Raw genomic sequence first — 21729 nt, 5'->3', positions numbered from 1 at the left:
TCTCTTTCAAAAATGAAGATCGACCATCGTGTGCTGGGATGGCGTTTGATATGCCAGTTGGCTTGAAACCGCCGTTGCTGTATCCGGCAGACGGTAACCACCCGACGACAGCCAGGCGCTTTGCTGTTTCTGCTCGGCAAACTCGCGCCAGGCATTCTGCTGTTGCCCCTGGCCGGGGTTGCCCGCTCCGCCGCGACCGGCGGTCGTCACGTCAAAGGACTCCATGCTGATGTTCTGCCGCGCCAGCGACTCCTTGAGCGAGTCGGTATTTTGCAGCAGGGCGTCACGCACCATACGGTTTTCCGCCACGATCTCAACCTTCAGGCGTTGCCCGTCCATACTCATGTTCACCCGCAAGTCGCCGAGGTTTTCCGGCGAAAGCTTCAGCACGATCTGGTCGGTGCCCGTTTTGACCTCGTGGTTCACGAGACGGTCCTTGACCTGCTGCATGATCTGCTCGGAAAGCTCGGGCCGCTGCCCGCTGTTTTGGACCGGAGCAGCAATGTTGCTCGCTACGCTTGCGCCTTCGATCTTCCCCTGCTGGTGCACCGCGGTGGTCTGAAACTGACCGTTTGTAAACTGGTCCGCCGCACCTTTCTCGCCGCCACTGCTGAACTCACCGCCGGTTGGCGCATCGCCGGGGGATTGTGCCACGTCAACCGAGGCGCTTGCCACGGCCTTTGCCACCGCCCCGCGCTCGACACGCGTCTGGGCGGTCTCTCCTCCAAGCTCCGCACCCTTTTTCCCGGCCTCGGGCACAACGCCAGTAGAGGCCGCCCGTGTTCCGTCACCCGTGCTGCTGGTACGGGTATCGGCGGTTGCCGCCGCTTGGTTCGGCAGCTGCGCATCCGGTGACACCTTTCCTGCGGTAGCCAGGAGAGTTTCCGGTGCCTGCGCATTCTGCGCCGTTGGTGCCGATGGAACTGTTTTGGCCGGCTCCGTCGTGCTGCCGTCCTTCTGGGTGGGGCCTCCCGCCAGCGCAGCCTCAAGGGCGGCTGAACGTGGCAGGATCACTGCCTGTTGCTGTTCCACATTCACTTGTGCTGGTGGTGCCGTTTTGCCCCCTGCAGAGCCCGGCATGTTCGAGTCGGCACGGGAGAGTGTCGCGTCACCGGCACTTCCTGTCCGGCCGTTCGACGCCGTGCCACGTTCTGTGGAAAGGTTGCCAACGTTCGTCATCAGAGCGTTCTGCTCTGCTGCGGCCATAACCGGCTGTGCTGCCGCCGGCCCCTGAGATGCACCCGGCAACGGGCTCTCCTTCGCCGGAGCCGTCTGGGCGGCCGTTGGCAAGCCCGCATCTCCGGCCGGCTTCTGCCCGCCGTCAATTCCTGCGGCCAACGCCGCCGGGGTAGCCATGGCGCCGTCATCGGTTGCAACGGCAGTTTCCGGCACCAGCGCTGCAGTATTCGGCTGGGCAGCCGTGCCATCGGCCCGCAGCATTCTGCTGCCGTTCGTCCGAATCGGCAGGGCCGGCTGGGTCCCGCCTGTTGTTGTGCTCACCTCCGACGCCGGCGCCGCAGCATTCTGCTGAATAACCGTGCCATCGGCTTGCAGCATTCTGCTGCCATTCATCTGAACCAGCAGGGCCGACTGTATCCCGTCTGCATTCAGCGCCACATCCTGTGGCTTTGCGGCCGAAGTGCCCGCCGGCGGCACATCGGTAGTGGGCTCCGCGTCCGTTGTTGCAAGCGGTTTGGCGCTCATATCGAGCGCATTGAGCAATCCCGCCATCAGCCCGGTCATACCATCCTGCACGACCATCGCTGCATCGGTCCCGCCGTCCTTCTCCGGCGGCGCCGACGCCGGAGCGCCTTTGCCGGCGGAAACGGCCCCCGCCCCCTGGGGCACCTTCTGGGCCGTCATCCCTTGCAGCACCCCGACGAAATTGCCGCCGGCTTGTTCTCCCGCCTCCGCTAACCCGGCTGGGGGAGAAGCTAGCTGCGTAGCTGCCAGCGTTGCCACGCCGGCACTCGCCGGCATCATACTCATCTGTCCTGTATCCATTTTCGTTTCACCTCCCTTCCCATGAGATTTTTTATAGGCAGGGACAGTTACGTGCCCATAAAAGCCGATTCCTTATCTTCCCCGAAGATTTTCACTTATCCACTTGACGACCCGCGGCTGGTTGATGAAGGGGGCCAGTTTCGCCACCGTTTTCGTGTCCAGCCGACTCAGCAACGCCAGGGCCAGGTCTTCGTGCAAGCTGTCAATGAATTGGCCAGCCTGTTCGCCACGCAGGGTCTTGAACAGTTTGACCATCTTTTGCATCTTTTCGTCCTGCGTTTTTTTCTGGGCCGTGGAGCGCACCTTCATGCTCTCATCGACCCTCTTTTTGCTCTCCTCCAGGGCCTTGACCTGGGCTTCGAGCTTGGCGCTGAGTTTTTTCAGCTCCTGCTCCTTGGCGGCCAGCGCGGCTTCTTTCGTCACCAGTTGCTGGCGGCGCGCATCCTGGATGGCTTTTTCCTCGCGGGCGGCACGGGAGGCGCTGAACGTCTGATCTTGCGCAGCATCTTTCCCCCCCCCTGTTCCCTTCCTGGCGGGACTCCCGCTCTCGGCCCCGGTCCGGGGGGCCACCAGGGCCACCATCCCCATAACCAAACCGGTCATTACCGAAACCCTTGTCAATAATCTGGCTGGACGGAACATCACGGTTTGTTACCCTTTTTCTGGATGGATATTTCGTCCAAAAACGCCTGTTCCTTATGGTCCATCATCCGTTTGAACTCTTTCGCCTTCTGTTCTTTAAGCGATTCCAACACTTTTTTGTCCTTGGACGCATCCAGTAAAAAATCTCGCCGATCATTCATGATGGTACCGAGTTGATCGAGCCGTTCCTTTTGCTGCTTGATATCTTCACGCTTGCGGGCAAAAAAGTCGGCATACATGCGCATCTCCTGGATGCTTTCCAGTTCGCCCTGGCGGTGGCTGAACTCCTCGGCAAGATTTGCCACGCGCTCTTTTTCCCGTTTGAGCCGGTCACCCGCATGCTCGAAATCACGCTTGGCCGAGGCAAACTCCAGCTTGCGCATCTTTTCGATCTCGCAGCGGTAGTTGAGCACCTGCTCCAGTTTGAAACCATTGCCTTTCACGAACGCTCACCTCGGTCTGCTGCTCAGGCCTCAAAGAGCTTCTTGAGGCCCTGGACGGCATCGAACATGGACACCGGGTCCTGGACGGCCTGCTTGAGATAGGTCACCATGCCGTCATAGCGTGCTACAGCATAATCTATACCGGGATTGCTGCCCGCCTTGTAGGCCCCGATATTGATAAGATCCTCGGACTGGCGGTGCGTTGCCAGTGCTTCCTTGAATTTGCCGGCCAGGTCCAGGTGCTCGCGGGTGGCCACATCCGCCATGACCCTGCTGGCGCTGGCCAGCACATCGATGGGCGGATAGATGTTGCGCGCCGCCAGGCTTCGGGAGAGGACGATATGACCGTCCAGGATGCTGCGCATGGCGTCCGATATCGGTTCGTTGAAATCGTCCCCTTCGACCAGCACGGTGTACAGGCCGGTGATGCTCCCGTGGGGGAAATTGCCGGTGCGCTCCAGCAGCTTGGGCAGGGCGGCAAAGACCGATGGCGTGTATCCCTTGGTGGTCGGCGGCTCCCCGATAGCCAAACCGACTTCGCGCATGGCCATGGCAAAACGGGTGGCCGAGTCCATCATCAGCAGCACCTTCTTGCCCTGTTTCTGAAAATATTCGGCAATGGTGGTGGCGATATAGGCGCCCCGCATACGGACAAGCGGCGGCTGGTCCGAGGTGGCGACAACCACCACCGTTTTCTTGAGCCCCTGCTCCTGGAGGTCCTTCTCGATGAACTCCCGCAGTTCGCGCCCCCGCTCACCGATCAGGGCGATCACGTTGACGTCCGCCTCGGTATAGCGGGCGATCATCCCCAGGAGTGTCGATTTTCCGACGCCGGAACCGGCCATAATGCCGACCCGCTGCCCCTGGCCGCAGGTCAGAAGCCCGTTGATACTGCGGATACCCAGGTCGAGCGGCTTTCTGATGGGAGGCCGTGTCATGGGGTTGACCGGCGTTGCGTAGATCGGGTACTCCTCCTCCACCCTGATCGGTCCCTTATCGTCTATGGGGTTGCCGAGGCCGTCAATCACCCGGCCCAGCATCAGCGGCCCCACACCCAATGTGGCGTTTTCCCGCCGGACGGAGATCAGGCTGTCCAATCCTACGCCCCGCAACTCTCCCAACGGCATCAGGAGGGTCTTGTTGTTGCGGAAGCCGACCACCTCCGCCGGAATCGGGTCCCCGGTCTGGGGTTTGATCTCGCAAATGGCCCCAACCGACGTATCCGGGCAATACCCCTCGATCACCAACCCGACGACCTGGGTGACCTTGCCGTGCAATTTTACCGGCTTGGCTGATTCCAGCGCTGTCCGGTATTTCTTCAGGTTGAGGTGCGACATGCTCTCCCCGGCCTCAGGCGTCGGGAGCCGAGGCCCGGCTCCGCTCTTCGAGAAGGCGCCGATAGATCTCGTCGAGCTGGCCATCAACGCTGGCATCAATGGTACCCATCTCGGCGTCTATCTGGCAATTACCCGGTAAAACGGCCGCATCGGCTTTGAAGTTCATCCGGTCGCTCTTCAACTCCTGCTGGAAGTAGCCCCCATGGCCGCTGGTAATCAGCGCATAATCGTCAGGGTGCAGGCGTACCGTTACCATGTCACGTTCAGAGAGCCCCCCAATGGCCGATTGGACCACATCCTCGAGGATGGAGCGATCCATCTTGACTTCCCGCAGAATCACCTTGCGGGCGACCATGATGACGAGCTTGAGGAGTTCCTCCTCCGACTCCCGCAGGACCTTCTCCCGCAGGTCGCGAATCCCTTCGGCCGCGGTTCTGAGCGATCTGAAGACGTTCACCAGGCCGCGTTCGGCCAGGTTTTTACCCTCCTGGAGGCCGCTGTTGAAGGCATCGCGGAGTTGTTGGTCCAGTTCCTCCTCGGTCATGGCCACCCCGGCGGGCTCCACAACCTCCGGGGCCGCTTCGGGAGACGGGGCAACCGGTGCCGCGTTGATCTCCGATGAGTCGAAAAGCCCCATGGGCACAAAGCCGGTCTCATGGGTGTCGCCGTGCGCCTGGCCGACCTGGCCGAAGGCGTAGTCGGTGACGACGATCCCTTCCGTTTGCGCCGCTTTGAAGATCTTAGACGAGGACATCGTCTCCCCCACGGCCGGCCAGTACGATCTTGCCTTCCTCTTCCATCTTGCGCACAACCTTGATGATTTCCGACTGGGCCTTGTCCACATCCGAGAGCCGCACCGGCCCCATGACCTCCAGGTCTTCCTTGATCATTTCCGCCGCACGGCTGGAGATGTTCTTGAAGATCTTGTCCTTGACCTCGTCCGGCGACGTCTTCATGGCCAGGGTCAGGGTGTCGTTGGAGACCTCGCGCATGATGGCCTGAATACTGCGGTCATCCAGCTTGAAGATGTCTTCGAAGGTAAACAGATGCTTGCGGATGATCTCGGCAAGGGGGGGGCTGAGTACGTCCAGTTTGTCGAGGATCTGCTTTTCCTTGCTGCGGTCGAAATGGTTGAACATGTCCACAACCTTCTCGACACCGCCCACCTTGTAGCGCTGGACGCCACCCATGGACTTGATTTCCCGCCGGATGACGTCGTCGATTTCCTGGAGGATATCCGGCGACACCTGCTCGACATCGGCAATCCGCAATACGACTTCGGCCTGAAGTTCCTGGGGGAGAAGGCTGATGATCTCGCTGGTCTGCTTGGATTTCAGCTTGGCCAGGATGACCGCAACGGTCTGAGGATGCTCCTGGGACAGGAAGTTGGCGATACTCTTGGAATCCATATTGCCCAGGATATCCACCAGATCGCCGTAACTGGAGGCCTGCAACTCCTCCATGAGCATATCCGCTTTAGCAGGGCCAAGCGCCTTTTCCAGAATCTTGCGGACGAACTCTTCACCCTGGGAGAAAATTCCCGCCTCGGGGTTGATAACGCCGGTGAAATCCTCCACCACTTCCATGATGGTGCTGCGCGGAACATGGCCCAAGTGGGCCATGCTCTTGCTGATCTTCTTTATCTCGTCGTCATCCAAATGCTCGAACACCTTGCTGGTAACCTCGTTGCCAAGGTAAAGCAGCAGGATGGCAGCTTTTTCAGACCCCGTCATGGACCCTGTCATGAATACACCCGTTCATCGCTATGAATATTTTTTAGTTGTTGTTCTCTTCGCCCAACCAGTTCTGAAGTATCTGGGCAACCTGGTAGGGGTCCTTTTTAGCCGTTTCGATAAGACTCTGTTGTTCAGCCACCTGCACGGCTATTTGAGCCTTTTCGGCGGAAGAGAGTTTTTCGGGCGCCTCGCCGAGCGGTTCAAACGTTTCAAATACCGGTTGCTGCTTTATCACCTTGAGCGATTTGAGGAGCGGCCTGATAATGAAGAGGACCATCGCCAGGAAGCCCAGGCCGATCAGCAGGTTTTTGTAGAGCGCCATGAAGAAGGGGCTGCTCCACCAGGAGGGCGTCTCGTCCGTGCCCGTATCGCCCAGATCCTGGAACGGGATGTTCTGTACGCTCAACTGGTCCCCCCGATTGGCGTCGAAACCAATGGCGCTCTTGACGAGGGCGTCGATCTTCTGCAACTCGTCGGGGGAGCGGGGAACATATTTGGCCTTGCCGACCTGCCCATCCTTGACGGCTGCCGGCATCTCGTACTTGCCGTCCACAAGGACGGCCACGGAGATCTTGCTCAAGGTCCCCACCGGCTCAACCGTCTTGGAGGTCGATCGGCTCACTTCGTAATTGAGGGTTTCATCGTTTTTGGAGCCGCCGCCGGACGCCGAATTCGGCTTGGGAGCGGTCTTGCCCAGGTTGGTCTGCACGCCCGGGACACCGGCGATCGCGGTGGTGGACGCCCCCTTCTCCTCGGTGCGCTGCTCGCTTCTGACGGCGATGGTTTCCGGGTCGAACTTCTCGTCGACCCGCTCCACCTGTTTGAAGTCAAAGGTCGCTGTTGCCCGCGCCACCGATTTACCCGAACCGACAATGCGGTCCAGGAGCGACTGGATGCGTTCTTCAACGTTCTTTTCGTAGGCGCGCTGTGTATCCTGCATGGACGCGGTCATGCGGGCCGCCGGGTCGCTGCTGCCCCCCTTGCTGAGGATCTTGCCGCGGCTGTCCAGGACGGTGACATGCTCGGGGTCCATTCCCTCAATGGAAGAAGCGACCAGATGCACCACACCCTGGACCTCGCCATCGCTCAGGGAGCGGTTCGATTTCATCTTGAGCACAATTGAAGCGGTGGCAGGCTTTTCACTCTCCTTGAAGAGCGATTTTTCCGGCATCACGAGATGAACGCGCGCCTGCTCGACGCCATTTATCTGGGAAATGGTGCGGGAAAGCTCCCCCTGGAGGGCGCGCTGGTAGTTGAGTTTCTGGACGAACTCCGTCATGCCGAAATTTTTGCGGTCAAAGATCTCGAAACCGACGCCGCCGCCCTGGGGCAACCCCTCCGAAGCCAAGGAGAGCCGCATCTCATACACCTTGTCGGATGGGACGAGGATCCCCTTGCCGTCTGCCGTGATCTGGTAAGGGGTCTTGGCATCCTTCAGCTTTTTTACGATTTCCCCCGCATCCTCAGCGGAAAGATTGGTAAAAAGCGGCTTATAGTCGGTACGATTTACGACAAAGATCAGCACCGCGAAGGCCATCGCCGACAACAGCGCGATGCCGGCGATGAGCATGCGTTTGCCGGGGGACAACGCCATGAAAGGCTCTATAACTCTTTGGAATCCTTCGGGCATGTAGAACGCTAACATCCTTTCAGATACGGGTGGAAAACGGGATTTCTTTGCAACTGCCGAGAATCAGGGGGGCTTACGGACTACACGTCCTACACCTGCATGCGCATCACTTCCTGATATGCCTCGACAGCCTTATTGCGCACCTGGGCCAGGAATTGGAAGGAGATGCTCGCCTTTTCCATGGAGATCATAACTTCATGGAGATTCTTGTTTTCTCCCGTGGCAAGGCCTTGGATAGCCTGATCGGACTGGGTCTGCAGGTCATTCACCTTGGAGACGAGTTCGCTGAAAAACTTGCCGGCACCCTCGGGCGCAGACGCGGATTTTGCCTCGCTGACCCCAGGGAATACCGCGCCGAGGCCGAGGCCGCTTTCTATACCTTTTACATCCACACTAAACCTCCCGAAGGTTCAGCCCGCCACGCACGCGAAAGCGCGCAGAGGCGAGACTGGGAAACTACTTGCCGATTTCAAGCGTTTTCAGGGCCATGCTCTTGGCCGCCTGGACAGCCGTCACATTGGCTTCATAACTGCGACTTGCGCTGATCATGTCGGCCATCTCTTCGACCACATTGACATTGGGCATGGCCACATACCCCTGGGCGTTAGCGTCGGGATGGCCGGGATCGTACTGCATGCGTGGGGGATTCTGGTCCTCTACGATCTCGGTGACCTCCACCTGGCGGGTCTGTTGGCCGACAGCGCTGTTCAAGGCCCGGTTGAAGCCGCTCTCCAGGGGGGTCGCGGAAAAGACCGCATCCTTACGCTTGTAGGGTCCCCCCTCGGATGTCCGGGTTGAACCGGCATTGGCCAGATTGCTGGAGATCAGGTTCATCCTGGTTCGCTCAGCCGTAAGGGCCGAGGAGCTGATATTCATTGAACTGAAAAAATCCATTAGTTACCTCCCTTGATCGCCACACTCAAATCACTGAACTTCTTGGAGAGCATCTGGACCGAGGCGTTGAACATGATCTGATTTTCCAGCAGCTTGCCCATCTCATTCTCCAGCTCCACCGCATTGCCGTCGTTGCCGGGGGTCTTGGCCGGGGCTTCCACGACCTGGCCGGTCACGGACTGGAACCCCGCCCCGCTACCTTTCAACGGCAGATGCCGCGGATGGGTGATTGCCGGCGTTCCCTTGCTGCCGCTTTTCACCGCACTCTGCAACTCCTGCTCGAAGTCCAGCGATTTGGGAATGTAATTGGGGGTTTCCGCATTGGCGATGTTTGATGAAATCAGGTTTTGGCTTTTGGTCCGCAGATCGATACTTTTACCCAGCACGTCAATCGTCGTGCCAAAGATTCCATTAACCGGCATGCTGAACCTCCCTGACAATAAAGAACAACTGGAACTGTTCTGCAAAAAACATACCTGCTTTACAACCTACAGCAAAAGGCCGCCCTGCCTGGGAAGAATGCTCTCATTTATACCACCGCCAGGCAAAACATACCATGCACATTTTTGTCACATTTTGTGTCGGTTTTTTGACTGGGTCTGATTCTTGACAGCCCCCAAGGCCTACCGCTTGGCTGGCCCCACGTCCAATGACTCGATGGCCTGTTGCGCCAACTTTTTCCAGTCATCGTCCTTGCCTTTTTTGATCACCTGCTCGAAATAGGCCCGGGCGACCAGCTTCTTGCCCTCGAGGGCGGTGATCTCGCCCGCCTTGTAGAGGAACTCTTCATTCCGCTCGTTGTCGGGCAGCTTTATGCCGGCGTCAAGTATGCGCAAAGCGCCCTTGCGATCGCCCGTCGCCAGGCGCGCCGAGGCGGCCACGTAGTAGGCGTCGGGCAGGAGATGGGTGTCCTTCGCATCCCGGCCGGCCGTGGCAATATAGAGGTCCATGGCCTTGCCGGCTTGGGCGGCCCCCTTCTGTTCCCACAACGAACGGCCGAGATAGTAGTAGCTCTCGCTCCTCTGGGCGCGCTCCTTCTTGTTGAGCAGCCACAGCAGGGTATCCCGGGCTTCCTGATACTTGCCCCCCATGAAATAGACCCCGCCCAGGCGTTCCAGCATGAGCCGCGCCCGGGGGTGAGTGGGATATTTGCGCAAAAAGGCGCGCAGGGTCTTCTCGGCCAGTGCGCTATCGCCCAAGAGGTCCGCATTGGAAGCGATCTCCTCATAGAGATAGGGCCCATTGGTGCCCACCCATTGGTGATCCAGGAGGGTGCTGAAAAATTTGATCAGTTCGATGGGCCGGCCCGCCTCATCGTAGGCCTTGACAACATCCGGGAGAAAATCGGGCGCGTCCATGCAGGCCGCCAGGTAGTCCTGATGCTCCTCGACAAACCTGATCAGCCCCGGGGCATCCTTGCGCCAGCTACTTTCATGGTACACCTGGGCAACCAGAACCTCCCGGATGGTTCGGCACACGGTGACATAGACCCCGCGCGGAAACCGCTTCTGAAACGAAACGACCTGCTGCAAGGCGTCGGATGCGTCGCCATGGATGGCATGGAGCAGGACATGCTTGAACAGGGCCTCCTCGCGCATATCCACATCGCTGTTCTGGCGCGAGATATTCAGATAAAGGTCGCTCAGGCGCTGGTAATCCCACGGGGTGGCGCGAAGAAAATCGCGGTCGGCCAGACGCAATTGCGCCATCTGGTTGGCCTTGTTGTCCGGAAAATTATCGGCTACCGTGCGGTAGATGGCCAGGGCCTCCCGGTCATGTCCCTGGCGCGTCAGGATGTCGGCCAGGCGCACCAGCAGGGTAGGGGCGTACTTCTTGTCGGCAAGCCGGGCAATCAGGCGGGCAAGGAGCACCCGGGCACCGGCAAGATCTCCGCTCCGGGCGATACTGTCCCCGTAATAAAACGTGACACTCGGGTTGAAGGTAAGAAATGCCGGCCAGATTTTTTCGGCTTCACGAAACGCGGCCAGGGCCTGGGGATATTTTTGCAGCTTATACCACGTTTCGCCAAGCCGGTAGAGGGCCAGCGGTCTCACCGCGCTCAGCCGTGAGGCAAACTGGGTGAAGGCTTCCTCGGCCTCGGTCAGGGACCCTTTGTAGAGTGCCGCTTCTGCCGCCATGAAGGCCTGTTGATCGCTGTCATTAAGGATATTCTTCAAAATCTGCCGATCAGTCGGCACAAAGGGGATATCTGTTTTCAACGGCGGATCAAAATCCCGCACCAGTTTCTCAACGCCGTTCCAAATCCGTTCACGCCCGGCAATGTACAGCCGGGGAGGAGCCGGGGCGAACTTTGTCCCCACATCGAGGGCAATGGCGCAGGTGCCGCCGACCGTGGCGTCGCGCCACCCTGTCCCGGAAGCCGCCTGGAACGTGACCTGAAGATTCGACCCGCACCGGGAAAACAGCAAACCACCGATGCTGGCATCCGAATAGCGGCGGTATTTGTGGAAAAGGGGCCCGTCCGTATCCTGAAGCGTCAGCCGCAAGCGGTTGCCGGGCAGCGATGCGACGGTAAACTGCGGGTTTTCCTGGAGACGGAGGATTATGCGGGTATACCCCTGCTTGGGGCGGATATCGACCCGAAAGACCCGGTTAGGGATGGAGGCCTGGGCAGGCGTCGGGAAGAGCGCTGCAACGGCAAAAACGGCCGACAGTACCAGCAGCATGGCTTTCGCGAGTATCACGTTGCGCGTCAACGCACCTATGCCACACCGATAAAACAACATAATGACATCCCCCCGACCGTCACGGGCCGTCACTGCACCGGCGGTTTGCAGAACCTGCGCACCTTGGCAATCAGTTCCTCTTCGCTGCAAGGCTTGATGATAATCTCCCGGGCCCCGTATTTCAATGCCTTCAAAACGGCCGTCCGGGTCCAGCGCTGAGCACTCATGATAATCGGGGGCGGCGAGTTCTGGCGGATGGCATTGACCTTGATGCAAACCGCCAACTCGTGGTCACTCGCATCCTGCGAACCGACCAGCACCAACCGCACGTTGCGGCCGGTGAAGAGCTCCTTGATGTCGGCATTCAGCGTTCCCTCCACCACCTGATAACCGGTCAAAGCGGCCACGGTCACCATCTGGCGGCGTTCCTCGTTATCGTCCTCCAGCACCACGACGCTGTCAATCCCGGCCTCTGCCGAACCGGCTTCCTCCCCAGGGGAGGGCGCGGCCCCTTCGTCGGCCTCGGGTTGCGGCTGCGCCGCGGCATCCCCGGCCTCGGCAGGCGCGGGGGCCTCCTCGTCCTCGGCGGGAGGCTCCGGCGGTTCCTCGCTGGGGGGATCAAACTGGTTGCCCAGCCCAACCGGTATGAGCACGTCCAGATAGTTCAACTCCTGGTCCGGCATCTCCAGTTTCGAGCGGAACATGAGGTAGTCGCCTTCGGGAAGCGGCTCGCTTTCGCTCAATTCATCGACTTCGGGAATAAACTTTTTGGGCGAAAGTAACTTCAGATGCACCTTGTTGGGGAGGCTGCCCTGAAAAACGGTGTTGAATGCCCCGTTGATCATATTGGCAATCTCGGCAAAGGCATCGATGTCATCGCTTTCGATGATGCTGAGACGCTTTTTTTCCTGGATGCGGGCCGGGGGGATACCCAGCAGGATACTGCTCATGACGATGGCGTCACGCAGGGAGAACACCAGATAAAACTGGCCGGTGTAAGCCTCCCGTGACTCGACGCCGATCACGAAGCAGGCGTCCTCAAGGCCACCGAAATAGGATGTTTTACTGGTGGTAAGAGAATCCGAAAGGGCAATGGCGAGCTCCTGCCCCAAAAGCATGCCGCTTTCCTCGCCAGCCTGCTTCAGGGCAGAGGCCAACATCTCATGTAACGTGGTATATCCATCCATCAGGGATTGTCTTCCGGTTCTGGGTCAAGCCATGGGCTGCGGCGATTACGCCCGCGTCCACAGAGCGTTGTCAGTCTTCTTTCTTAAGGGTGAGTCCGACGAGAAACCTGTTGTCGTTGACGCTGAACGGGATGACGACACAGTCGATGTCGGAGAGCGAGTTGACGGTATAATCTTCGCCGGAGATAACCGTTGGAATCGAGAGCTTGACGTCCATACCTCCCTTGGAAAGCACCTGTTTTACGCTCCCGCCCAGCATATTGGCTATTTCGCCGATGGCGTCGTTCAAGTCCTCGTTGACCTCTTCGCATTCCATGCCCAGCATGCTTGAGGTGATCTGAAGGGCCAGGGCAACCGGACAGTGGATGGAAATCACTCCCGAATAGATGCCCGCGAATCCCACCATGCCGGTGATGCTGCATTGAAAGCGATGAATCGGGTCCTTGAGGGGATAATCGTCCGCCGGGTCCATCATGACCATGGTGGAGAAAACATCTTTGGTGGCATCAATGACGTACCGGGCAAGCTGCTCTTCCGTAAACCTGGCAGTGCCGGCGATGTCAGCGTTAAGGCTCATATCAGCCCTCCCAGTTTTTCCTGCAACTGGTCGGGCGTGAAGGGCTTTTTGATGCTGTCGCTGGCCCCGCTCGCGATGGCTTCCTTGAGTATCTCTTCACCACCCTCTGTGGTGATCATGACAATCGGGACGGTATTGCCGTTGGCCCTGACCTGTTTGATGAATTCCAGGCCGTCCATGTTGGGCATGTTGATATCGGAGAGGATCAGCGTAACCGGCTTGCCGGAGGCAAGCACGCTCAGCCCTTCAATGCCGTCGCCGGCCTCGTATATTTCATCAACAGCCAGGCCGGCCTGCCGAAGTGAGCGTGAAATGATCTTGCGCATTGTGGAAGAATCGTCAACGATGAGAATATTCGCCATGCCAGTAATCCTCCTCTTTCAAACATGCCATTGGGCTTAGTAATTACGTGAATGTGCACGTGGGAACTTAATATCACAAAAACAATAAAATTCATCCACTTTTTATCTTTTTACCAATCAGGGAATGGGGTTGCGGTATTCCGCATCGGTAGGGCATGCACCATAAAGAAAGCCTACCCAGATAACCGCAGTAGGCTTTATCCTGAACCGATCTTACAACCCCTCTTTCCAAAACAGCATTGGACAGGTGGCTTTGCGTCACACGGTTGCCCATGCTTTGCCCTCTGATGGCCGAATTACACTTAGATCATTGATATAAAAAATAATTTGAGGATATGTCAAGTTATTAATTTCATACCGCATATTTTTAGCGGCACGTCCGGGTCGTTACCGTGCTGCCAAGACTTCCGCAGCGCGCAGCAGACGGTCCACCTGGTCCGGGGTTCCAGCCTCGCTGTACAGCCGCAGGACCGGTTCGGTGCCCGAGGGGCGGATCAAAAGCCAGTCGCCGTTCTCGAAGATAAACTTGAAGCCGTCGCTGAAGTTGGTGGCAGCCACCCGCCGGCCGTCGATCTCTGCCGGAGGGGCCGATTTCAGACGCGCAATGAGTTGTTCCTTGGCGTCGCCCCCGATACGCCGGTCGATACGGCGATAGGAGAAATGCCCGATCTCGTCCATGGTTTCGTCGAGGAGCCGGCGGAGGCCTTTCCCGCTGACCGCCATAGCCTCCAGGAGCAGCAACCCGAGCAGGATACCGTCCCGTTCCGGGATGTGCCCCTTGACACCCAGCCCCCCCGATTCCTCGCCCCCCATGAGGATATCCTCCGTCAGCATCAATTCGCAGATATGTTTGAAGCCGATGGGGGTCTCGAACAGCGGCAGGTCGTATTTCCGGGCCAGCAGGTCCACCATGCGGGTCGTGGAGACGGTCTTGACCACACCGCCCCGCAGATGCTTGTGTTCGATAAGGTGCCGCAGGATGACGGTGAAGATGCAGTGGGACGAGAAGAAATCGCCATTCTCGTCCACCGCCCCGATCCGGTCGGCGTCCCCGTCCAAAGCCAGCCCTACCCGGTAGGCGCCCCCCTTGAGGAGCGCAGAGAGTTCTGCGAGATGTTCGCCGATAGGCTCGGGTGGCTGTCCCCCGAATGAGGGGTTCTCACTGTTGTGGATCTCGTGAACCCCGGCCAGCAGGCGGGGCAGAAAACCCGAGCCGGCACCGTACATCGGGTCAACGACAACCGGGATGCCGGCCCTGGCGATCAGTTCCAGATCCACATAGCGGCCGATCTGGCGGAAATACCCCTCACAGGGGTCGAAGATCTCGATCATCCCCTTCCCCAGGGCCTCCTCGAAGGGGGTGGCCACCACGCGGCGGTCGTTGGCCATATTGAAGGCGACGATCTCCTCCAACACCTTTGTGGTGGAGGGGCGGGCCGAACCGCCAAAAGCCTCCTTGACCTTGAATCCATTGTATTCCGGCGGGTTGTGGCTTGCCGTGATCATGATCCCCGCCCCGGCTCCCGACTCGCGAACCGCCCACGATACGGCCGGCGTGGGCGCATAGCCGTCGGTCAGGCGGACCCGTATGCCGTTGCCGGCCGCCACCTCGGCCACGCGCCGGGCAAAATCGCGGGACAGGAAACGCCGGTCATAACCGATCACCAGCCCTTTGTTGCCCGAGCCATCGCGGTTCAAGTAATCCATCGTGGCCTGGGCCACCAGGGAAAGGTTGTCGAAGGTGAAATCGCGGGCTATGACCCCCCGCCAGCCATCGGTTCCGAATTTGATCTGCATGCATCCTCCTCTAACAGGCTGCTAAAAAACTCAGGTTGTTCAAAAATAGTCAGATCGTCGCACCCGCAGAAGGCCCTGCGGAGGCGTAGCAGCGCTACGCCGCACAAAAGGGCTTTCGAGGACGGCGGCGAGATGGCTGTTTTTCAACAACCTTCTAACCGCCTTTCACTGCCGTTCCTGCTCGATCCCGTACAGCCAGACCAGTACCTCGGCCACGGCGCGGTACAATTCCGGCGGGATGAACGCATCGGTATCCACCTGCATCAGCAGATTGACCAGTTCCGGCGATTCGTGGACATAGACTCCCGCTTCGCGCGCGCAGGCGATGATCGCCTCGGCCATCACCCCCTTGCCCCTGGCAACGACCACCGGAGCGTAAAAGCCCTGTTTGTAGGTAAGGGCCGCCGCGCGGCGCTCTTCATCCTTACGGGATTTCATGGGTTACGCCGATCTCCGACGGCACCAGCCCGGACGCCTCAAGCTGTTCGGCAAGGCGAGGCAGGCCGGCCTTCAGAAGTTCCGCCGAGTCAGGCTGTGCGGCGTTCAGCTCGATGCCCACCCTGCTGCCGTCGAGTTTCAGACTGGCCGTGACATTCCCCAACTTCGGCATATCCAGGGTGAGCGACGTCTCCCAGGAGCGCGTCTGTTCACCGGACTCGTTGCGGTGCGCTTCTCGCTCCCGCACCGACCACTCCAAGTGCTGGCCCGGCACCAGGTCTCCGCGAAAGAGGACCTGCCCGCTTTGCAACGCCGCCAATTGTTCCTTGACAACCGGCAAGGCCTGCTGGTCCACGATCCCCTCATGGGCCATGGCGGTACCGGCCTTCCTGAGAGCAGCCTCCATAGCCTCCATGGCGCCCCCCTTTAAACCGGCCACCCCCATGTCCTGCGCCAAGTTGGCCGTCTCCTGTCCGGGCGGACGGTGGAGCGGGGACAACCGTCCCTGGGGCTCCCGCAAAAGATCCTCCAGAGGATAGTCGCCGCCAAACCAGCGCGCCAGGTGGGATTCGTAAAACAGGCCGCCTTCCCGCAGCCCCCGCTGCAGAAGCCCGCTTACCTGGGAGGCATCGGTCGGCGGCTCGGAGAGCAGGGTCTTCAAGATTCCCAGGGCCTCCCGGGCCGGTATCTGCTCACCGGCAGCGCCGAGAAATCCGCTCAACCATCGGCCGGTTTCGCTGACCCGCGCATCGCCGGGCTTGCCGAAACGGGTCATCAGGAAGGTGGGTTGCGGCTCGTCGGTGACGAAGAAGAGCGTAACCATGTCCCCCCGCTTGATCCCTTTGGGCAGCATGAATTCCATGGCCTGGCCGGCCACCTGCACCATGAAGCGCCCCCCGCCCAGGGAGGACATGATCTCGCCCCTTACCTGCTGACCCGGCAAAAAAGCGCCCCCGGAGGCCTCCTGGTTGATGGCCTCAAGGAGCGCCAAGCGGTTACCCCTGATCAGTGCCTGGAGCAGTTTGGCCATATCGTCGCTGAGGACGATGCCGGTGCCGGGCTGCAAGGTGGCCTGCGGGTTCTGCACGGCGGCCGCGCCCGCCTGGAACGTCGCCACCCCCGGTTGGGCTGGCAGTTGATCAACGGGCTGGCGGCCGCGCATGACCGTCTGGTAGGTGATGGCCTCGTCCTGGATGGCGGTAAAGGCCGGCGAGTCCGGCGGCAGGCTTTTCAACACCGTGTTCAGACGCTCCAGCACGTACGTCTGTTGTGTCGATCCCCCCCCTTCACTGTGTTCCAAGGCGCTCAGCCACCGGCCTGCCTCACTGAGCGAGCTGGGAACGCCGGCGGCGGCCCGTTGCAGCGCAAACAGCGGCCGGGGGTCCGACGTGATGAAGGTGAGGCGGAGGATGTCCCCGGCCTGGACCGGCCGGGGGATAAGCAGTTCCAACGACGTCCCCGCAAGTTGGACGAACACCTTGCCGCCCGGCAGGGTACCGAGCACCGCGGCGTCAACCTCTTCCCCCGGCATGAGGGGAAGCGGCGTTACCGGCTGGTTGGCCGCCTCGGTCAGGTCAAAACGGGAATTACGGGCGATATTCTGGAGGATCTGCGCCGCATTGGCCTCGAAGGACGACAGACGGGGCTGTTCGGGGACGGCACCTTGGCCGGCCGCCGGTAGCGTCCCTTCCTGTCCGGCACGCCCCTGCTGGAGGGGGACATCCGGCAGCAGGGTTGGCGCTGTTCCCCCTTCGCCGGGCACCCCGTAGGTGAGCGCCTCGTCCATCAGGTTGGCAAGGACACCCGCCTCTCCCGGGGAACGCCGCAGCATGTCGCTGATACTCAAGAGCGAGGTCCGCAGGTTCGGGTCGACGATCTCTTCGCTGCCGACCAGGAGACTCAGGAGCCGGGACGCATCCGAGAGGCTGACCGGCGGGGCGGCGACGCCCTGGCGGGCTACGGCGAAGGTCGAACGCGGCTCCCCCGCAACAAAGGTCATTTCCAGGGTCTGCCCCGGACGGACCGCCATGGGCAACGCCAGGTTGAAGCGCTCCGTGCCGATCTGCACCTGGGTCAGGTTGTTCGGCAGCGTCGTCAGCACCGAGGCGCTCACCTGCTGGCCCGGGACAAAGCTGACCCGCGCCCCCGCCTCCTGCTCGGCGCTTACGAACGAGAGGTTGGACGCCTGGGAGAGCAGGTTGTACACCTGGCTCTGGATGTCAGTCGGTATGGCCATGGGTTCCTGGAGCGGCAATCGCCGTACTCGGGTTGACGATACTGGGGGAAAACGGCATCACCACCGACAACGGGTGTGGGGCTGGGGTGCAGGATACAACAGGCATGGCGGGGCGGCGGGCTACCATCAAAATTCCTGCCACGAGAGGAACTCTCCCGTGCCGTCCATATTGACCACCGCCTCGACGGTGCGGGCCGCTTCCTTGACGAACCCCCGGGCCGTGATCCGGAAGATCTTGCCTTGAATTGTCATGCCTTTGATCGTGGTAAGTATCGTGTCAGCCCGAGCCAGTTCACCGATGGACTTGAACGGCGCCAAGCGCCGCTCCTCGATGATCCGGTCCGCTATGCTTCCGCTGATCCGGCTGTCCAGGGCCATGAGCACCTCTTTGGGGGCGGTGTTCACGTTGACGGCCACGGTGGCGCCGAGGCCACCGGCCTTGTTGGGGTAGACGGTCACGAACGGCTTGAGCTTGTTGACCATGTCCGCCGTAAAGCCCTTGACCAGGGACAGTTCGTTCACCGTCGTCAGTCTGCCGTTGCGGGCCGAGTAAGGCGGGTTCAGGGATTTGTAATAGGAGTTTTCGGCGCCACCGGAGAGTGGCAGGTCGTTGGTGTCGATCCAGTCCGCCAGGGCGTTCCATACGCTTTCCGGAATTTGCAATTGCGTGCCCAGGCGCTTCAGGATCGCCTGGGTATCGGTGTTTATCTCATCGTTTTGCTGTACCAGCGCGTTGAGGTTGATCTTGCCGCTCTCCTCGGTGGTCGTGATCTCGATGCGCCCGATCTCGTCGTCCATCTTGAACGGGGCGGCCCACTTGTCCGAGAGCGACGTGTAGCTTTGCGCCGCAAGCAGCGTCTGGAGCAGTTTTTTACCCCCTTCGGCCCCCGATTCCGCCAGCAGCGAGGCCTGCTGGCCATCGCGGAAGTTGCGGTTGAGGGACATATCCACGTACACTTGGTGGATTAACTCCACCGCTGCCGCCACCATCAGGGCGGTGACCACCAGGGTCAGGACCAGGGCAAAGCCCTTTTCGCCTCTCACGAGCCCATCACCCTGGGGGCCGCATAGACGGTAAACGTCACCGGCGTCCCCTCCTCCTCCACCTGCACCGTGATACGCACCAGCTTCGGCAGTTTGTTGCCGTTCAGGGCCGTATCCCAGGTTTTGACCCACGTCGTGCCGTCGTTGCTGCATTCCACCAGAAAGGAGTTGATCTGCTCCATCTGCGGATAGGCGGGCACGGTGGTCGAGTCCAACAGGAGATCCTGTTCCGTGCGGGTCAGGAGCAGTTGCTGCTTTTCCTTCTCAACCATGCGGTACTGGACGTCTATGGTGCCGGACTCCTTACGGGTGTCGCTCAGGGTAGACGGCGGCGCCAGGGTCGTCAGTTCCAGGTTGGAGGCCGGCCGGCCGAAGCTGTCCCGGTCCTCGACGATGAATTTGAGCCGTTTGTCGGTGGGGGTATAGAGGGCCGAGCCGATCTCCCGCCGCAGGAGGTCGAGGGTGGTTCCCAGTTCGCGCCGCGCCTCCATCCCCTCCGCCGACCGCTCCCGAGCCTTCAATACCGTGAAGTAGCTCCCGTACAGGGCGGCGGTCAGGATTGCCAGAAGGACCACGGCGATCAGCACTTCCAGGAGGGTAAACCCCTTATTGCGTGAGATAGCGCTCAAGCGCCACCTCCCGTTTGTCGCCGGTCCGCCACACCCGCACCACCAGTTTCTTGAGAACGGTCAGGTCCGTGGCGGAAATATCGGCCTGCCAGGAGAGTTCCGGGTGGGCCGGGGCCAGGGTGCCCTCGCTCTTCTCGGGAATCGCCGTCAGTTGCATCAATTCCGACATCTTGGCCCGTGCCAGAAGCGTCAGGGCGGTGCTGTCCCGTTCGTTGGTGATGATCGTCAGGTGGTAGTTGACCGCCCCCAGCACCGTCAGGATGACGCTCGCCATGATGGCCAGGGCCACCATCACCTCAAGCAGGCTGAAACCTCTCATAGTGCGTCTTCCTGATACCCTTGGTAAATCTTGACCTTGCCGCTGGACGGGAACGCCATCACCGTCCAGAACGCGCCGCCCGCCGAGCGCAGGTGGATGGCGACGAAATCCCGCAGGCCGCCGGCGCCGATGTCGAGCCGCACCTGTCCGTCGCTCAGCTTGCCCAGGCGGGGGATGACCACATCCGCCACCTGGACCCCTTCCTTGGTCGGCCGTTGTTGCAGGAAGGGGTCTTCCGGCTCCTTTTCGGTCCCGTCGCCCGCCGCCTGCAAGACCTTGACGGTGTCCGTGCCCGGCTCCATGCGCAGGTAGTAAACCGTCCCGGTGGTGGCCGCCCGGTCCTGCAGGTAGCGCAGGGTCGAGGCCAGGGTCCGTGCCGAGGTCTTCAGGTCCTCAGCCTCGGAGCTGGGCAGGCGGGGGATGACCAGCGTCATCACCATGCCGATGATCACCAGCACCACCACCAGCTCTATGAGCGTGAAGCCCCGGCGGTCAGACACCTTGCTGCACACCCGCCACAGCGGCGCAGAGACACGGAGACATCGCGGTGTTCATTTCAGAATGAACGATGCGCAAAGCACGATGTTCCCTGTTGTATTCCAGATGACCCGACATACTTTTGTTTTGTCTCCGCGTCTCTGTGGCTCTGCTGTGATTTACAGAAATTCCGAAAGTTTCTCCCGCTCGTCCACCAGATAAAACTCCAGGGTCTTGCGCAGGGCTTCGTCGGCGCTCGTTACCGGCTCCCATCCCAGGCATTCCTTGGCGCGCTTGATCGAGGGGACGCGGGTCAGCATATCCTGGTATCCCTTGCCGTAGAACTGGTCGGAGGAGGTCTCCACGATCCGGCATTTCTCGGCCTTTTCCCGGTAAAGCGGGAATTCGGCCACCATGTCGCGCAGCTTGTGGGCCAATTCCTTGACGGACAGATCGTTGGCCGGATTGCCGATGTTGAAGATCTTGCCGTCGGCGCAACCGTCCCGGTTCTCGATGATCCGCATCAGGGCGTCGATGCCGTCTTCGACAAAGGTAAAGGAGCGGCGCTGGTTGCCGCCATCCACCAACTGGATCGGTTCTTCGGCCAGGATGTCGTACAGGAACTGGGTCAGGACCCGGGAGCTCCCCTCTTTGGCGGTATGGATGCTGTCCAGCTTGGGACCGATCCAGTTGAAGGGGCGGAACAGGGTGAACCGGAGCCCCTCGTGCATGCCGTAGGCGTAGATCACCCGGTCGAGCATCTGCTTGGCGCAGGAGTAGATCCAGCGCTCCTTGGCGATCGGCCCCAGCATGAGGGGCGAGTTGTCCTCGTCGAATTCCCGGTCGGGCGACATGCCGTACACCTCGGAGGTGGAGGGGAAGATGACCCGTTTCTTGTACTTGTGGCACAGCCTGATGATCTTGAGGTTTTCTTCGAAATCAAGTTCAAAGACCCGCAGCGGGTCCTTGACGTAGGTCACCGGCGTGGCGATGGCAACCAGCGGCAACACGACGTCGCATTTCTTGATATTGTACTCGATCCACTCCTTGTTGATGGTGATATCCCCCTCCAGGAAATGGAAACGGGGGTCGCCCAGGGAGCGTTCAAGCTTGTCGCAGGCCATGTCCAGGCCATGGACCTCCCAGTCGGTGGTGGTGAGAATGCGGTGGGTCAGTGCGTTGCCAATAAAGCCGTTAACGCCGAGGATCAGTACTTTCATGCTTTTTTCTCCTTGAGAGGTTGTTGAAAAACAGCCATCTCGCCGCCATCCTCGAAGGTCCTTTCGTGCG

At 60.2% G+C, this 21729-nt stretch carries 22 protein-coding genes and 1 riboswitch; all 22 genes read right to left on the bottom strand.

Annotated features, from left to right (window positions below; all coding sequences use genetic code 11):
* Positions 1-6 precede the first annotated feature (6 nt).
* Positions 7-2004, bottom strand: a complete 1998-nt coding sequence (locus ET418_RS13275) for a flagellar hook-length control protein FliK (RefSeq protein ID WP_149308275.1) — start codon at positions 2002-2004, stop codon at positions 7-9.
* 72 nt (positions 2005-2076) lie between these two features.
* Positions 2077-2607 (bottom strand): hypothetical protein, encoded by a 531-nt coding sequence (locus ET418_RS13270; protein WP_188055562.1) that lies wholly within the window; start codon positions 2605-2607, stop codon positions 2077-2079.
* 38 nt (positions 2608-2645) lie between these two features.
* Entirely contained in the window at positions 2646-3089 is a 444-nt protein-coding gene (fliJ, locus tag ET418_RS13265) for a flagellar export protein FliJ (protein WP_246153071.1), read from the bottom strand.
* 23 nt (positions 3090-3112) lie between these two features.
* On the bottom strand, positions 3113-4426 hold the full coding sequence (locus ET418_RS13260; protein WP_149308271.1) for a FliI/YscN family ATPase: 1314 nt from the start codon (positions 4424-4426) through the stop codon (positions 3113-3115).
* 13 nt (positions 4427-4439) lie between these two features.
* Positions 4440-5180 carry a FliH/SctL family protein gene (locus ET418_RS13255; RefSeq protein WP_188055560.1) on the bottom strand — a complete coding sequence of 247 codons (741 nt, stop codon included), beginning with the start codon at positions 5178-5180 and terminating at the stop codon, positions 4440-4442.
* Complete coding sequence (gene fliG / locus ET418_RS13250; RefSeq protein ID WP_149308268.1) at positions 5167-6159, bottom strand: flagellar motor switch protein FliG; 993 nt, start codon at positions 6157-6159, stop codon at positions 5167-5169. The genes ET418_RS13255 and fliG overlap by 14 nt, the downstream gene beginning before the upstream one ends.
* 43 nt (positions 6160-6202) lie before the next feature.
* Positions 6203-7792 (bottom strand): flagellar basal-body MS-ring/collar protein FliF, encoded by a 1590-nt coding sequence (fliF, locus tag ET418_RS13245; RefSeq protein ID WP_149308266.1) that lies wholly within the window; start codon positions 7790-7792, stop codon positions 6203-6205.
* A gap of 89 nt (positions 7793-7881) precedes the next feature.
* Positions 7882-8184, bottom strand: a complete 303-nt coding sequence (fliE, locus tag ET418_RS13240) for a flagellar hook-basal body complex protein FliE (RefSeq protein WP_149308264.1) — start codon at positions 8182-8184, stop codon at positions 7882-7884.
* 64 nt (positions 8185-8248) lie between these two features.
* Complete coding sequence (gene flgC, locus ET418_RS13235) at positions 8249-8686, bottom strand: flagellar basal body rod protein FlgC (RefSeq protein ID WP_149308262.1); 438 nt, start codon at positions 8684-8686, stop codon at positions 8249-8251.
* Positions 8686-9108, bottom strand: a complete 423-nt coding sequence (gene flgB / locus ET418_RS13230) for a flagellar basal body rod protein FlgB (protein ID WP_149308260.1) — start codon at positions 9106-9108, stop codon at positions 8686-8688. The genes flgC and flgB overlap by 1 nt, the downstream gene beginning before the upstream one ends.
* A 201-nt stretch (positions 9109-9309) precedes the next feature.
* Entirely contained in the window at positions 9310-11391 is a 2082-nt protein-coding gene (locus ET418_RS13225; protein WP_188055558.1) for a tetratricopeptide repeat protein, read from the bottom strand.
* Between the two features lie 71 nt (positions 11392-11462).
* Positions 11463-12560 (bottom strand): response regulator, encoded by a 1098-nt coding sequence (locus ET418_RS13220; protein ID WP_149308256.1) that lies wholly within the window; start codon positions 12558-12560, stop codon positions 11463-11465.
* 70 nt (positions 12561-12630) lie between these two features.
* Positions 12631-13137 carry a chemotaxis protein CheX gene (locus ET418_RS13215; protein WP_149308254.1) on the bottom strand — a complete coding sequence of 169 codons (507 nt, stop codon included), beginning with the start codon at positions 13135-13137 and terminating at the stop codon, positions 12631-12633.
* Entirely contained in the window at positions 13134-13499 is a 366-nt protein-coding gene (locus tag ET418_RS13210) for a response regulator (RefSeq protein WP_149308252.1), read from the bottom strand. Before ET418_RS13210 ends, ET418_RS13215 begins: the two co-directional genes overlap by 4 nt.
* Positions 13500-13710: 211 nt before the next feature.
* Positions 13711-13791: riboswitch (cyclic di-GMP riboswitch) on the bottom strand.
* A gap of 95 nt (positions 13792-13886) precedes the next feature.
* The gene (locus tag ET418_RS13205) at positions 13887-15296 is read right to left on the bottom strand and encodes a phosphoglucomutase/phosphomannomutase family protein (RefSeq protein WP_149308250.1); all 1410 of its coding nucleotides are present in this window, start codon (positions 15294-15296) and stop codon (positions 13887-13889) included.
* A gap of 165 nt (positions 15297-15461) precedes the next feature.
* Complete coding sequence (locus ET418_RS13200) at positions 15462-15734, bottom strand: EscU/YscU/HrcU family type III secretion system export apparatus switch protein (RefSeq protein ID WP_149308248.1); 273 nt, start codon at positions 15732-15734, stop codon at positions 15462-15464.
* Positions 15721-17970: a flagellar hook-length control protein FliK gene (fliK, locus tag ET418_RS13195; RefSeq protein ID WP_149308246.1), complete on the bottom strand. Its 2250-nt coding sequence runs from the start codon at positions 17968-17970 to the stop codon at positions 15721-15723. The genes ET418_RS13200 and fliK overlap by 14 nt, the downstream gene beginning before the upstream one ends.
* A gap of 126 nt (positions 17971-18096) precedes the next feature.
* Positions 18097-19014, bottom strand: a complete 918-nt coding sequence (gene gspK / locus ET418_RS13190; protein ID WP_188055556.1) for a type II secretion system minor pseudopilin GspK — start codon at positions 19012-19014, stop codon at positions 18097-18099.
* Complete coding sequence (locus tag ET418_RS13185; RefSeq protein WP_149308243.1) at positions 19011-19643, bottom strand: type II secretion system protein GspJ; 633 nt, start codon at positions 19641-19643, stop codon at positions 19011-19013. The genes gspK and ET418_RS13185 overlap by 4 nt, the downstream gene beginning before the upstream one ends.
* Positions 19621-19962, bottom strand: coding sequence for a prepilin-type N-terminal cleavage/methylation domain-containing protein (locus tag ET418_RS13180; protein WP_149308241.1), 342 nt, complete (start codon positions 19960-19962; stop codon positions 19621-19623). Before ET418_RS13180 ends, ET418_RS13185 begins: the two co-directional genes overlap by 23 nt.
* Positions 19959-20462, bottom strand: coding sequence for a pilus assembly FimT family protein (locus ET418_RS13175; protein WP_188055554.1), 504 nt, complete (start codon positions 20460-20462; stop codon positions 19959-19961). Before ET418_RS13175 ends, ET418_RS13180 begins: the two co-directional genes overlap by 4 nt.
* A 156-nt stretch (positions 20463-20618) precedes the next feature.
* Positions 20619-21659 carry a bifunctional UDP-4-keto-pentose/UDP-xylose synthase gene (locus ET418_RS13170; protein ID WP_149308237.1) on the bottom strand — a complete coding sequence of 347 codons (1041 nt, stop codon included), beginning with the start codon at positions 21657-21659 and terminating at the stop codon, positions 20619-20621.
* Positions 21660-21729: the final 70 nt, after the last annotated feature.

The sequence above is a fragment of the Oryzomonas rubra genome (assembly GCF_008369015.1).
Taxonomy (GTDB): Bacteria; Desulfobacterota; Desulfuromonadia; order Geobacterales; family Pseudopelobacteraceae; genus Oryzomonas; species Oryzomonas japonica.
The sequence above is the reverse complement of the archived record's forward strand: the minus strand, read 5'-3'. Positions and strand labels throughout refer to the sequence as shown.

Excerpts from the sequence above, each read along its gene's own strand:
- ET418_RS13275 (WP_149308275.1), bottom strand. The coding sequence starts at position 2,004 with ATGGATACAGGACAGATGAGTATGATGCCGGCGAGTGCCGGCGTGGCA.
- ET418_RS13270 (WP_188055562.1), bottom strand. The coding sequence starts at position 2,607 with ATGACCGGTTTGGTTATGGGGATGGTGGCCCTGGTGGCCCCCCGGACC.
- ET418_RS13260 (WP_149308271.1), bottom strand. The coding sequence starts at position 4,426 with ATGTCGCACCTCAACCTGAAGAAATACCGGACAGCGCTGGAATCAGCC.
- ET418_RS13255 (WP_188055560.1), bottom strand. The coding sequence starts at position 5,180 with ATGTCCTCGTCTAAGATCTTCAAAGCGGCGCAAACGGAAGGGATCGTC.
- fliG (WP_149308268.1), bottom strand. The coding sequence starts at position 6,159 with ATGACGGGGTCTGAAAAAGCTGCCATCCTGCTGCTTTACCTTGGCAAC.
- fliF (WP_149308266.1), bottom strand. The coding sequence starts at position 7,792 with ATGCCCGAAGGATTCCAAAGAGTTATAGAGCCTTTCATGGCGTTGTCC.
- flgC (WP_149308262.1), bottom strand. The coding sequence starts at position 8,686 with ATGGATTTTTTCAGTTCAATGAATATCAGCTCCTCGGCCCTTACGGCT.
- flgB (WP_149308260.1), bottom strand. The coding sequence starts at position 9,108 with ATGCCGGTTAATGGAATCTTTGGCACGACGATTGACGTGCTGGGTAAA.
- ET418_RS13220 (WP_149308256.1), bottom strand. The coding sequence starts at position 12,560 with ATGGATGGATATACCACGTTACATGAGATGTTGGCCTCTGCCCTGAAG.
- ET418_RS13215 (WP_149308254.1), bottom strand. The coding sequence starts at position 13,137 with ATGAGCCTTAACGCTGACATCGCCGGCACTGCCAGGTTTACGGAAGAG.
- ET418_RS13210 (WP_149308252.1), bottom strand. The coding sequence starts at position 13,499 with ATGGCGAATATTCTCATCGTTGACGATTCTTCCACAATGCGCAAGATC.
- ET418_RS13205 (WP_149308250.1), bottom strand. The coding sequence starts at position 15,296 with ATGCAGATCAAATTCGGAACCGATGGCTGGCGGGGGGTCATAGCCCGC.
- ET418_RS13200 (WP_149308248.1), bottom strand. The coding sequence starts at position 15,734 with ATGAAATCCCGTAAGGATGAAGAGCGCCGCGCGGCGGCCCTTACCTAC.
- fliK (WP_149308246.1), bottom strand. The coding sequence starts at position 17,970 with ATGGCCATACCGACTGACATCCAGAGCCAGGTGTACAACCTGCTCTCC.
- ET418_RS13180 (WP_149308241.1), bottom strand. The coding sequence starts at position 19,962 with ATGAGAGGTTTCAGCCTGCTTGAGGTGATGGTGGCCCTGGCCATCATG.
- ET418_RS13170 (WP_149308237.1), bottom strand. The coding sequence starts at position 21,659 with ATGAAAGTACTGATCCTCGGCGTTAACGGCTTTATTGGCAACGCACTG.